Genomic DNA, 13,342 nt, shown 5'->3' with positions numbered 1-13,342 from the left:
ATCACATACAGCATCTGTAACGACTTCTACCTGTTTCTATTGTTTAATTTCCATATTAAGAAACTCTTAGTTTTAAAATAAATAGCATTGCTATAAGTTGTGACCCCGTTCTTAAAAATATAAAAAATCACAATATATTGTATATAGTTTGTAAATATACACAAAATATAGGGTAGATCAATCTTGTTTAATATTTCAAAAAATTATAAGAATATTCACTTGATTATTTTTTACACTTATGAAGGACTATGGAAAACGCTTTTGATTTCAATGAAAAATTTGGCACACCTAAAAAATTGTTGTGCAAAAATTTTAATAAAATCCAAATCAGTATCCACCCTGATTTTTCTGGAATTTATCTTTGCTATCAAGAGGCTTTCAAATCCTTAAAAGCTGATCTATCAATATTGACTTCTTACCCTGAAATCCGTGTCTGGAAAGACCCTAATAGATCTGGCTATACCATCGCAAATGCCTGTCAGTGGCACTTATATTGGTCTAAGAACACACCTAAGAATATCAACTTACTCGTCCATTCTTTTCCTCAAGATGAAGACAAAATTGAGCTATTAAAAAAAGAGGCAAGTTTGGAATTCATGAGATTTCTGGCCTCTTATCACCATGATCTGGATCGAATGAATCCTGCAAAAATGCAATCGCTGATCAATGCACATATCTCATATGAAGTTATCTTGGTTTTAAACAAAGAAAATTCTTTCAAACCTCACCGTACTATGAGCTTAGACCTGCTAGCAAAACTACTCTCATTCACACGAAATCAGCTGAATTATCGAAATAAAGTTATAAACCGGCAAAGACAGAAGATTTTTGATCAACTGCAACAAACCAGTGGAATTGTGCAACAACTTTTAAACAATGTGGACTTCGTTCTCACGCCAGATCAGCTATGGAAAGCATAATGTCAGAATATAACCCAAACCATCAAAATGCTGCTGATATTCCGCGGGTATCATTAAAACAGACACTGGAAAAACTCTTTGGTAATGAGCAGTTCAACCGTGCAGAACATATTCAATATATTGCTGATTTACTGACTTTACACCCCACTGATCAATATCTGAAGGAGCTGAATCTCGATCTATTAGATTTTGATCTACAAACTAATTCTGTTGTTGCTAGACCCGCTGCCTTGGTCTCCTCTCGAAAACATACTGTTAGTGCAACACCCGTTACTTGGTATGTGAACTCAATTGCACAATTAGCAAAGTCAGAAGAAAATGCCTTAACCTGGAATATTCTAGTTTTAAAAGCAGCAATTTATTTAATTGCTCTTCCTGAGCTCAAGCCAGATCTTTTTAAACAAGCGCACGCCGAACACTTCAATACCGTAAAGCGCTTATTCCAGCGCTTTAGGACTGCAAATAAAAATTTAGATACTGAAAAAAAATATCATAATACAGAAGAATATAAACGCCTCTGGAATGTCTATCTTAAAGATCTAACGCTGAGCTTAGAGCAATTTATTCAACATCTGATCACATTAGATACGGATGAATTGCCTGAGTTTGATCGCAATCTACTCAATGATATTCGCATTACTTTTAACTATGTTTTAAAAAACAAAGCGAAGATTGCACGTGCAAGTATCGATACGCAGCTTCAACATCAGTTTCTTGATGAAGAACAATTCATTGAAGAAAGTATCGAAATCAAAAAAGGGGCTAAATCTAAAGCACTGAATATAGAAACCTTAATCGATGAGCCGATTAATCGGCAAATTGTTGTCAATCCAACTGACGTCACACCACTCGCAGCACATTCAGAAACGAGTCAAAGCTATGTTCTACCGCTTGTTGCAAAACATATTCAACGCAAAGAACATTTACTCACGTCGAGTAGTTTTTTTCCGAATCCATCTAGCGTGAACCATCTACTGAAAAGACTTCATGTGGACTACTCTGAACATCAAAATAAAAGTGCTTTGATCCTGATGCTCGCATTTTTAACAGGCAACAGTGTGAATGAGTGGCTATATATACAAAGCAAGCGAGCTAAAAACTTAAATAACCGCCAAAAATTGATCCATAAAAATGATCAGTTCTTCTTAAGCAGTAAATTTAATGTATTTGAGAACCGTGATTTTGAGTATTCAAAAAGCTTGCTTAATCAGACGATCTATTTAGACATTCCAATCCCGAATCTATTCATTGAGGATCTCCGCAAAATGGATTCGGTTAGTTTCGAGGATATACAGCAATATTTACGCAAATTAAGACAAGAATTATTGATTCCAAAACTGTCTGTCGTAAAGGTGAGTTCTCTACTGCATCATACGGTTCTTGCAAAAACAGGGAATAAACAACTCGCAGATTTAATCACAGGGATTGATGCCAATCAGTCATCATCTGTTTCTTATTGTCATCAGAATATTCCACAATTACATGCACAATATGTTGATATTCTAAAATCACTTTGTGCAGATGTAGCAAACACATATGAAAGTTGTGTACCTTCGCTCCCTGATTCAATAATTCATTTTGGTAGTCGTAAGGCTCCAAAACCACAGGTCATTACAGAGATTTTTGCTGTATTGAAATTTAATATTTTTTCACAAGCTGAAGACGATCTGATTGCTATATACAACCACTACAACATATGGATGTGGCATACCCTCCTTCTTTTTACAGCAGCACGCCCCGTTGCTGAATTCCCTGGATTTCTTAAAAACTTTAATTTAAAACGCCAAATTTTGATGGTTTCTGACAAAGAAGTAGGCGGCCGCAATGGATTCGGACGTCTAATCCCACTTTGTTCATTTTTAGTTGAAGAGATAAAAAAATTCCTTAAATTTTTAGAATATTTTTCGACTCAAATCATAATGAGCCATCCAGCTTTAAGTGATGTTATACAACAAATAGAAGCAAGTAAGCTGCCCTTTTTGGGGATCATCCAAGATGATGAGTGGAAACCACTAAGTCCTTCTACAGTCAAAGATTTCCATCCTGAATTAGGACTTGATCATGCAAATTGGCATCGCCATACAGCTCGTGCATTTTTGACTCATAAAATTACCGAACCTGAGATTTTAGCTCTCTTTGGACATGAGCTCATGCAACAAGAAGCAGCACATCCTTTTTCCAGTTTATCACTATCTCAATTTTCTAAAATTGCGAATGTTTTAGAGCAAATGAAAGATCAATTTAAAATTAGCGGGATTGAAGTAAATGTCATCATTCAATAAAAAAATCCCAAAAAAACGCTATGCTGAAGATAGACGTCAACTTCAACGTAATGAATTAGAAAGGAACCTACGAGCCGATGCAGAACAAGAGCTCCGACAGTACTTTGATGAGCAAAAATTCTCAAATGAAGACTTAATTCAAGCTTATCCTGCAATTTATGAGTTTATTAAACGTAAAGCACCGAATCTTGCCTGGAAAAAATATGCTCATGAATTCTTCCGAACATATATCAAAGACCTCAATAAAAGTAATAACCTAGACCTCCCACTACCTTATCTCACCTTTGAGATGAAACGCGATGAACCAATTTTCACCCTAGATTGGATCCAAGCCGGTCATGAAATTGACATCATCCTCGAAAAACTGTGGGATTACTGGATTCTTGCTCAAGATAGTTCCGCTTTTTCTGATGATGAAATTATTGGGAATATTCTGCTTTGCTCAATGTTATACGGTGGATTAAATCAAACAGCTTCATTAAATGCTTTGCTCGAACATTTAAACAACCCTGAAAAAATCCAAAAAATTTGCGATTTTAATATCATCTTTTTAGAGCCACTTTCTCCAAGCTATGGCGATCTATTTGTTGATGAAAAAACAATACGAAAATCACGTAATTTTGTTCCAGATCAACTCACACGACTCTGGCTCATTCACTTCAATACAAGACAAATTCGTGACATCAGTCTAGACGTGAATGCGTATCTGCACCTCATTTTTCAAAAAATAAAACATCCATACACCAACAAGACTTTTAAGTTTTTACGTGACTACGCCAATTTTAATTGGCTACAACTGCAGAATGCAGATGTTGATCCTGCCCTTTCACAATGTTTGTTAGAAAACACACTCACGTGTGGTTTATCAGAACATGAGTTTGAAAACTTTGCATTCCCAAAATTTAAAACTCAATTAAGTGATGAAATCGAACGAAATGTCTCTTCTACAGCCAAAGTCCTACCAGATCTCAATACGTCTGAAGCAGTAGAGAATGTGATATTTATTCATAAAAACTTGCTGAAAATAATTCGCACATCATCAACGGACCAACCTATTGCTGAACTCATTATTGATTTTTGCCTGCGTCACCAAGAGCAGTTTAATGAGTTTTCTAAACGTATTATTTTGTGGCTCATCAGTCTCTATCTACCAAGTTCAGAGCAAATAAAAAAATTATCAGCCACCTTTGATTTTGATACAACTCAGTACACGAAGGCATTTCAAGACAATCAAAAACTCGCAGATAGTTCAATCTATACATATTACACTCGGATCGCAGAACCGTTTTTAACTCATGCCTTACAATACTTCGATGCCGACGATGACATTAATGATCTGCTGAACAAAATCTATCAACAAATCATTAGCAATACACGACTTGCTGATGAAGCAGATCGACCTGAGTTCAAAAAATCTAAAGACCAAACAATCCGCATGTTGAAACGCTTTCACACCTTTCAACAAATTGTTTTTCAAGTGGAAGATTTCGAACTTGAATTTATTGCATCGCAAAGTCGACCACGGGCACGCATCATAGGTCACACAGCCTTCCAGGTCATATTAAAGAAGTTAAATCAGCTCTTACATGACCAATCCATCTCAGACCATCACTATAAATTATTAAAAATCATTTATATTTTGGCTTACCGTACTGGTATGCGTATTAACGAAATACTCGGGTTACGTGTAAAAGATATCGAGGGTTTAAATCAATTTTCTATCTGGGTTCAACCTTATGGTTCAAAAAAACAAGGGAATCAACATCTGCTCAAAACGGATAGTGCGGAACGGATTGTGCCTGCATACGCTTTGCTAAAAGATGATGAGTACCAATTCTTTAGCGATTTTGTTGTTGAAAAACGTTTAGAGAATAAGAAAAGTTTATATTTATTCAGCAACTTGAATGAAAATAAAAAACTGAATAAACATACTGTCACCGTACCCCTAAAACTGATATTAAATCAGGTCTTTAAAGGGCATCATTACTCCTTTCACTCTTTTCGTCACACTGCAGCGAATCATTTATCGCTTTTACTGAACTGTGAATATGCACCACTTGTGCAAAAGCTAACCGACTATAGCGAAAACGAATATCAAAAAATTCGAGCTGAGCTACTTCAAAATCAACATGGACAAAACCATTGGTTTGTTATTGCACATCTCTTAGGACATATAGAGCCAGTTGAAACATTCAAAAGCTATATTCATTTAAGTTATCTCATAGCTGGTCAAAAACTACTAAAACATCATCCAGATATGCCTAATGAATTGGCTAAAAAAATTATGGGACACAATGCAACGTTTAAAAATTTGCAAATAACAAATGGTGAAAAAGACTTTAATTTTGAAAAAAACCAGGCCGTTCTAGCAACTATATTATTGAACGATCAAACAAAATGGCTTCAAAGTAATGCTACTGACATTTTAGATGAACTGTCGTTACAAATAGATCAATCCCATGATTTTTTTGCTTTCTTTGTTGGAACAGAAGATTCTAAAATTTCACTTCAACGCTTCTATGAAACGCTCAATATATTGGAGACTACTAAAGATCCTAAAAGTACAGCTCAACGTATGTGCTTGCCAGAAGAACTCGTCAATTATTGGTATGAAAATGCTCTAAATTTAGCAAACATTAAATCAAAAAAAGGGAATCCACGTTTATTTAGTATTGATAGCTCAACCCACTTAAAACCAGCAATGCTTGATAGCACTGAAGAGCTTCATGCGGTGACTTATTTTTTTGAACATCTACAGAAAATAGCTCGTAAAAATCCAATACAAATTGCATGCGTCCTGAATATATTTTTGAATCGAGTGACCGCATCACACACAGGTATCCATTATCGCTGGAAGGATATCGATCAACTCGAACATTTTTACTCCCAAGTTAAGGCTTTATTTCCTGCCAAATTTTGGCACTTACTTGGACAAGATTTGCAAACAAAGTTAGATGCTAAACAACAGCCTCTACTTTTCAAATTAGCAAAAGCATCAACAGATAAACATCCACCAACTCAAGAGGAGTTTCCTCGTCTACAACTCTACTCAGTAAAAGATGGTCATGCTCTTGCTGCATTTAAATTTTGCTTACATCTAGCATGTATCGGCAGACCTCGATCTCTTGAACTTAAAGCTGAAGGTCTAAAAACAACCACATGCTGTTAAATAATTTAACCGTTGTTTCCTTATCTAAAGTCAAATTTAATATATCTTTAGTAAACATTGGATGTCTAATCAACGATAATTAAATCGTATAAACTCTATGAATTAGCAGCGTCTGAAACAGGGATCGGTCATGTATACAACATCAGAAAAAACTGCAAAACAGAAAATGATATTAGCTAAGGCAGTTTTAGCTGCTGCTAAACGACTTGGTCTTGCACAGGATCAACTAGCCTTAACACTCAATATAGATTCGGTGAAAACTTTAACATCTCTTGAATTAGATCCCACTTCAAAACAGGGAGAAATCGCCCTCACTTTAATCCGTATTACCACATCACTAGATGCTCTGACAGGTGGGGATACAGCCTGGATGCAGCATTTTATGAGATCACCCAATAAATTGATGAGTGACATTCCAATAGAACAGATTCAGAACCCTCAGGGATTGGCCTCTATTTTACAATTGGTGGAAGGTCTTCGGGCTAAACTTTAAGATAAGCAAAGTATTACAGAAAAATTTGAAAGTGATGGCCCTCTCCAATAATTCAAATGCAAGGAATAAGAATTTCCCCTCTTCTCAAGATGTATATGTCTGGCCTAATTCCGTCAATAATACAGTCAGCAAAGCTGAATGGCCTAGATCCGTATGCCTATTTAAATGATGTGCTGAAAAGGCTGCCGACACATAAAGTGACCCAAATAGAAGAATTACTAACACACCGCTGGAAACCTGAACCGAATTAAAATAGCTATGGGGCTCAGCGGACGCTTACGTATTAGATTCCTTTAGATTTTAAATATCTAATTAGACTTCTTTAATCTAATAGGATCTAATCAGCCCATAAAACACCTTCCTTACATCAAATGGTTTATTTATATAAATCCATTATTTTGTGTTTTAATATACATATATACACATAAGACCCAATATTATGGATTTAAACTTCAAAAAACCTGAAGAGATTGTTACTTTATTATGTGAAAGGCTTCGCAAAGAACGACTTTATCTGGAAATGACTCAGGCAGACGTCGCTACACGTGCTGGTATTAGTGTGAATACAGTATCTAATCTGGAAGCTGGTCGAAATGTTTCATTTGAAAATTTAGTACGCGTTGCCATGGTATTGGGCCGATTAAAAGAATTAGAGGAACTCTTCAAACCTCATTTAAACAGTGTAAATGACATTCTCCGCTATGAGAGCAATACGGCTCGCCAACGTATCAAAAGGAAATAAGTCCATGCTCAAAAAACTTAATGTTTACTACAATGGATGGGGTGAATATTGGCTTTGGGGTACACTGGTCTCCTCAACTGCAATCACAGGTCGGCCATTAATTGCCTTTGAATACAGTGCAGAAGCGATCAGTAAGGGTTTAGAACTTTCCTCTTACCTACTTCCATTAAAAGGTGACTCATTAAGAACGAACTTTCCTACACATCAAATGGGATTGCCAGGTCCTATATATGATGCCCTACCCGATGGTTGGGGCATGCTTCTTATGGATCGCTTATTTAAAAAAAATGGACTCAATCCAGCACGGATTGGGCCATTAGAACGACTCACGTATATTAATACACATGCAATGGGGGCATTATCCTTTGAACCTTCAGCACCTGAGTTAGCATTAACTGAAAATATTCCACTGATTAAACTCGCTCAAGAAGTTCAGGAAGTTCTCAAAGGAGAAGGTGCAGAATTTTTACAGCATTTATTAATTATGGGTGGATCTCCACAAGGTGCAAGGCCAAAAGCGCTCGTCTACCGTGATCCTGTCACCAACGAATTCTCAACAGTTAGCTCACATCAACATGAAGCTTGGCTGATCAAATTTCCAGCTCAGCAAGAGCATCCTGAAGTTTGTGCAATTGAAGCTGTTTATGCAGAATGTTTACGTCATTGTGATATTGACACCCCTGACACTCAATATTTTACTCTTCCGAATGGATTAACCGCATTTGCATCAAAAAGATTTGACCGCCACGATGGCATGCGTATCCCTATGCAAAGTTTAGCGGCCTTCACCGGAGCTGATTTTAAATCACCAGGGAGTTTAGACTACAGTAAATTTCTTCGCGCTGCACACTTTTGCACCAATGATGTTCGCGAAAAAGCAATTGCATTCAAGCGAGCTGTTTTCAATGTAGTCTTCAATAATCGAGATGATCATTGCAAAAACTTTTCATTTCTGATGTCCCAAAATGGGCAATGGAAACTCTCGCCTGCCTATGATGTTACTTTCTGTGAAGGGCCAGGTGGATATCATCAAATGGATATCATGGGTGAGGCACTGGATATTCCTCGACAAGCTCTTGTAAAACTTGGTACTCAGGAAGCGGAACTTTCTGCCCAAGAAGTCGATGAAATTATTAGTTCGATTTGTAAGGTTGCAATCCGATTCAGCAATATCGCTCATGATCTATTACCTGGACAAATTCAAGCAGAGACTATCCAAATGATCCAAAATAGGATTGAGCATAATATCAATTTATTGCACTAAATAGCTTTTACAAAGCTTCTATGAAGAGCCTTGCCAAAATGGTCGGAATAGATGTCCCTGAGATTCGCTTGGTGGATATGGCACTCTTACAAAACCTTCCAGCATTAAATTTACCCCAAGAGCAATATGCTTTTGCAATCAAAAGATTTGATAGACAGAGTACTGCTGATACTACAGAGCTTATTCACATCGAAGACTTTGCTCAGATCTTCGGTGCATATCCACAGCAGAAATACAGCACCACAAATTATGAGCAGATAGGAAAGATCATTTATCACTATTCAGATAACAAAATTTTTGATATTCAGCAATTTGCCAGCCGTTTACTCGTCAATATTTTACTCGCCAATGGAGATGCACACTTAAAGAACTGGAGTATGATTTATCACGATAAAACAACGCCAAGATTATCCCCTGCATACGATATATTGATGACAAGTGTATATATTGAAAATGAGCGTCATTTCGCCTTAAATCTTGCCAAAAATAAAGATTGGTATTTAGCTGAGATGAAACACTTTGAACAATGGGCTGAAAAAGTCGGTGTTCCATGGCGTGTTATTGAAAAACAACTTCAGGCGATCATGGACAAAGCACGGTCAGTATGGCCAGTGCTATTACTAGACTTACCTATGATTTCTGTTCATAAAGAAAAATTAAGAGAACATTGGAAAAAATTGCATCCAGACTTTCAGATACTTACAGATGATTAGGGTAATCTGAAACCAAACTAAAATTTCTCAAACAAGTTCATCACTTCATTTTCCGTCAGTTTCGCTTCGCCTTCATGATCTGTACTTAGAATAGAATGTGCCAGTTCTGCTTTATTTTGCTGTAAGGCAAGAATTTTTTCTTCTATGCTTTTATTAGTAATCAGCTTATAGACAAATACCGGCTTGTCCTGTCCAATCCGCCATGCACGATCTGAAGCTTGATCTTCAGCAGCAGGGTTCCACCATGGATCATAGTGAATGACCGTATCTGCGGCAGTTAGATTCAAACCGACCCCTCCTGCTTTCAGACTGATTAAAAATACCGGCACTTGTCCAGACTGAAACGCTGTAATGACTTCATCTCGCTTTTTGGTCTTTCCAGTCAGCTTCACATAGCCAATTTCTGCGTGATGGAGCTGTTGTTCAATCAGTTCCAACATTGAGGTAAACTGAGAGAAGATAAGAATTTTTCGCCCCTCTTCCACCATTGGAACGACCATATCCATCAACTGTTCAAGTTTGGCAGAGTGTGCCTGCCCAATTTTCACTGAATCCAGCTTTAGTAAGCTAGGATGGCAGCACACCTGACGTAGCTTCAGTAAGGCATCTAAAATTTGGATTTGACTACGCTTAAAGCCTTTTTCTGCCACAATTTTCTGAATATTTGCCTGCATCGTGGCGCGAACAGCCTCGTATAGCTTGGATTGCTGGTCATTCATATCAATATTGACTTCAATCGTGGTTTTTTCAGGCAATTCCTTGGCAACGTCAGTTTTCAAGCGACGTAAAATAAAGGGTTTAATGCGGTTTACCAACTTTTGCCTTAGCTGCTGATCACCGCGTTTTTCAATCGGATTACGGTACTTTTTATTAAAGATTTCTTGTGAATATAAAAATCCTGGCATCAGGAAATAAAATAGTGCCCACAGCTCACCCAAATGATTTTCCATAGGTGTACCGGTTAGACATAGACGATGTCGTGCTTTTAATTGGCGTACTACCTGTGCAGCTTTGGCACGCGGATTTTTGATATTCTGCGCCTCATCCAAAATGAGTTGATGATATTCATATTGCTTTAGTTGCTCTTCATCTCTCGCCAGAAGCGGATAGGTGGTTAACACAATATCATAGTGCGGAATCTGCTCAAAATACTGATGGCGATCGGGCCCCTGTAGCAACAATACCTTGAGCTCAGGGGTAAATTTCTCCGCTTCTTTGAACCAGTTATGCATCAGCGATGTGGGTGCAACAATTAAGGCGGGTCTGTCCTGCAAATGACCAGCCTGCTTTTCCATGAGTAAGTGGGCTAAAGTTTGTGCTGTTTTACCCAAACCCATATCATCCGCCAGAATCCCGCCATGCTGGGTTTCCCTTAAAAACTGTAACCAGCCTAAGCCCTGCTGCTGGTATGGACGCAACTCCCCCTGAAAACCTTGTGGTGTCGGCAGTTGTTGCTGATAGCCTTGTTTGAATTTCTGTACAAATTGCTGCAGGCGATCACTGACCTGCCATGTCATCCCAAGATTATGCTGCAATTCTAATAATTGACTCGCATCATAGCGATCAATACTGCGCTCTTCTTGCTGTAAAATGCTCTGCAGATGCAACAATACCGGCTTAATATCCCTAGCGGATAGAGCCAAATCAGGTTGATCCACTGCAGTTTTCAGGGTGAAAATTTGACCGTCATTCAGATGACTAAAAATCCGTGGATCAAGTAAATCAGGCTGTTCTTTCACCAAAGCCACAAGTGCATCGAGTAAATCATAGCTATTGCCTGCACTGTCCTGAACGGTCGCCCCGATATTGAACCAGTCTTGTTGGCTTTCAGATTCAGTGATAGAAATATTTAAATTTTCAACATATTGCAGCTTAAATGGGCTGTGTTCCAGATGCTCTATCTGCCATCCCATCAATTCAATTTGATTGAGGGGCATCAGCTGTTTGATCCAGTCTCCATAGAAAGCAAAAACCATAGAATCAAGACGTTGTTTATCCAGTTTTAATTGCTGGTCATAACTAAGATCTTTCACCCACTTCATTGATTCGACCAATAGCTGTAAACGCTGGATTGACTGTTGTTCCTGAACTAAGTTCCGAAGCTGTCGCACCATTTTGCCATGCTGCTCACCAATAAAACTGTCACCTGATGTACCTGCTTTTATTCGTCCGCCTACATAGGAGAATTCAATTTCGGCACAAACAGACTCTTCCCATTTCCAATCAAATTTATCTAAAACACCGAAGCGTAAAATTGGCTGGGGACTTCCCTCAAGGACATCAATATGCTGAATAGACTCGGGCTGAGGCAGATTTTTCACATCTGAATATTGATGAGTCAGTTTCTCAAACTCTGGCAAGAGCATAGTTGGAAGATCAGGCATCTGTAAAAAATGGTACAGAAGATTTGCCGTATATTCACCATATAACTGGCCCACCGTGTTCTGTTGAATATCCACATAACATGGTGGATGGCTTGCGAGAATCTGAATATGAGGATTTGATTTTAAATCGAGTCGAATATCACCATTGACCAATTCAATGTTTAAATGCTCTGTCTGTTTGTTTAGACCTTGTTGCCAGATCAGTTCGATGTGATAGCCTTGTTCTGACCATTGAAGTGCAGCATGGCTCTTTTTTTTCCAGTACACATCGCCACTTTGAATAAAAGATTTGAAATGCTCCAATAAAATGCTGGAGATATCAAGATTGCTTTGATAAAAGCGTTCGTCGCTGTTTATTTTGGCGTAATAATAAATCTGGTTAAATAATTGTCGTTTTTGTTCAGGTAAAGTCAGATGCTTTCTGGTGATATTTTCATATTGGGTATAATAACTTTCCCCCGCAATTGAGCCGTTTTTATTGCGTCTGGCCTTCTGAACATCAACTGTCAATTTCTTTAAGCTGACAGACTGATCTAGCAGGTAAATTAAATAATTGTTTGTTTTGACAGATTGCTCTGGTTCAGTCTGTTGTAAATACCGTTTAAAATCATTCAACCAGCGCTGTGCCTGATCATCCCCACGTTGGCGTTTTGCGATTCCCTGCGGGGATTGAGAGTCAGCATAACGCTGCTGAAATTCCTGACGATATTCTTGAAAGAATAACCGCGCTAAAGCAGCAGCATGTTTACAGTTATATCCAACCGGACAAGTGCAGTCGTCATCGATTAAACGGTCTTTTTGGGGATTATAGGTAATCGCGGTATCGTAATAATCTGTCCCTTCAATTTGGGCATACATCGTAACCCCGTCTTTGTCCTCAAAGAACTCAATCGTTTCCCTATCAATGTGTTTAGCATAGCTCAGACTGCGCTGAAGAGTTGCTGTACTAAAGCGAGATAGAAAATTGATCAATGACGACATGATTACCAGATACTAAAAATGTTTATACAATTATAACGGACAAAGCTGTCATTTCAGAACAGTAGGGCTTTGTTGCACAAAGATTTATAATTTGAAGCATCCCCCAACTCACTCAAATTTAAATTATAACTCGCTATCTGGTAGTGAACTTTGGTGTTTTTTCTATTGGCTGGGGCTTTGTTGCATAAATATGTAAGCAACTGATTTAAATAAATTTAATTTTGGATCAAAAAATAATCAAAACTTTTAAAATCATATAGTTATGAAATCTTTGTGCAACAAAACCTATTTGATATAAAACTGTTACAACATTGACAACATGTACAGAATCCTGTACATTTTAGATTGTAAAGTTCAATCACTATCATCTAGTCAGTAGCGTTTTAATACAGCT

Annotated in this window: 7 protein-coding genes and 2 pseudogenes; 8 read left to right on the top strand and 1 reads right to left on the bottom strand. The window is 37.7% G+C overall.

Annotated elements, in window-relative coordinates:
* Positions 1–248 precede the first annotated feature (248 nt).
* From M5121_RS08565 to M5121_RS08530, 8 genes and pseudogenes are all read left to right on the top strand, one after another.
* Positions 249–920, top strand: coding sequence for a hypothetical protein (locus tag M5121_RS08565; RefSeq protein ID WP_125268711.1), 672 nt, complete (start codon positions 249–251; stop codon positions 918–920).
* Positions 920–3,202, top strand: a complete 2,283-nt coding sequence (locus M5121_RS08560; protein ID WP_249570931.1) for a hypothetical protein — start codon at positions 920–922, stop codon at positions 3,200–3,202. The genes M5121_RS08565 and M5121_RS08560 overlap by 1 nt, the downstream gene beginning before the upstream one ends.
* Positions 3,186–6,371 carry a site-specific integrase gene (locus M5121_RS08555; protein WP_249570930.1) on the top strand — a complete coding sequence of 1,062 codons (3,186 nt, stop codon included), beginning with the start codon at positions 3,186–3,188 and terminating at the stop codon, positions 6,369–6,371. Before M5121_RS08560 ends, M5121_RS08555 begins: the two co-directional genes overlap by 17 nt.
* Positions 6,372–6,501: 130 nt before the next feature.
* A complete protein-coding gene (locus M5121_RS08550; RefSeq protein ID WP_005403920.1) occupies positions 6,502–6,864 on the top strand; it encodes an antitoxin Xre/MbcA/ParS toxin-binding domain-containing protein in 363 nt (120 codons plus the stop codon).
* Positions 6,865–6,971: 107 nt separating this feature from the next.
* Positions 6,972–7,115, top strand: a pseudogene (locus tag M5121_RS08545) (transposase domain-containing protein); the annotation flags it as partial.
* A gap of 188 nt (positions 7,116–7,303) precedes the next feature.
* Positions 7,304–7,606, top strand: a complete 303-nt coding sequence (locus M5121_RS08540) for a helix-turn-helix transcriptional regulator (RefSeq protein ID WP_044431308.1) — start codon at positions 7,304–7,306, stop codon at positions 7,604–7,606.
* Positions 7,607–7,610: 4 nt separating this feature from the next.
* Positions 7,611–8,870 (top strand): type II toxin-antitoxin system HipA family toxin, encoded by a 1,260-nt coding sequence (locus M5121_RS08535; protein WP_249570929.1) that lies wholly within the window; start codon positions 7,611–7,613, stop codon positions 8,868–8,870.
* Positions 8,871–8,887: 17 nt separating this feature from the next.
* Positions 8,888–9,583 (top strand): annotated as a pseudogene (locus M5121_RS08530) (type II toxin-antitoxin system HipA family toxin); the annotation flags it as partial.
* 17 nt (positions 9,584–9,600) lie between these two features.
* Here the strand turns inward: M5121_RS08530 and M5121_RS08525 are convergent.
* Positions 9,601–12,948 (bottom strand): DEAD/DEAH box helicase, encoded by a 3,348-nt coding sequence (locus M5121_RS08525; RefSeq protein WP_249570928.1) that lies wholly within the window; start codon positions 12,946–12,948, stop codon positions 9,601–9,603.
* Positions 12,949–13,342 lie beyond the last annotated feature (394 nt).

Origin of the sequence: Acinetobacter sp. ANC5681 (genome assembly GCF_023488045.1) — a bacterium.
GTDB lineage: Bacteria > Pseudomonadota > Gammaproteobacteria > Pseudomonadales > Moraxellaceae > Acinetobacter.
The sequence above is the reverse complement of the archived record's forward strand: the minus strand, read 5'-3'. Positions and strand labels throughout refer to the sequence as shown.

Bases quoted from the DNA above. Each gene is read 5' to 3' on its own strand.
- M5121_RS08550 (WP_005403920.1), top strand. From the start codon at position 6,502: ATGTATACAACATCAGAAAAAACTGCAAAACAGAAAATGATATTAGCT.
- M5121_RS08560 (WP_249570931.1), top strand. From the start codon at position 920: ATGTCAGAATATAACCCAAACCATCAAAATGCTGCTGATATTCCGCGG.
- M5121_RS08565 (WP_125268711.1), top strand. From the start codon at position 249: ATGGAAAACGCTTTTGATTTCAATGAAAAATTTGGCACACCTAAAAAA.
- M5121_RS08555 (WP_249570930.1), top strand. From the start codon at position 3,186: ATGTCATCATTCAATAAAAAAATCCCAAAAAAACGCTATGCTGAAGAT.
- M5121_RS08540 (WP_044431308.1), top strand. From the start codon at position 7,304: ATGGATTTAAACTTCAAAAAACCTGAAGAGATTGTTACTTTATTATGT.
- M5121_RS08535 (WP_249570929.1), top strand. From the start codon at position 7,611: ATGCTCAAAAAACTTAATGTTTACTACAATGGATGGGGTGAATATTGG.
- M5121_RS08525 (WP_249570928.1), bottom strand. From the start codon at position 12,948: ATGTCGTCATTGATCAATTTTCTATCTCGCTTTAGTACAGCAACTCTT.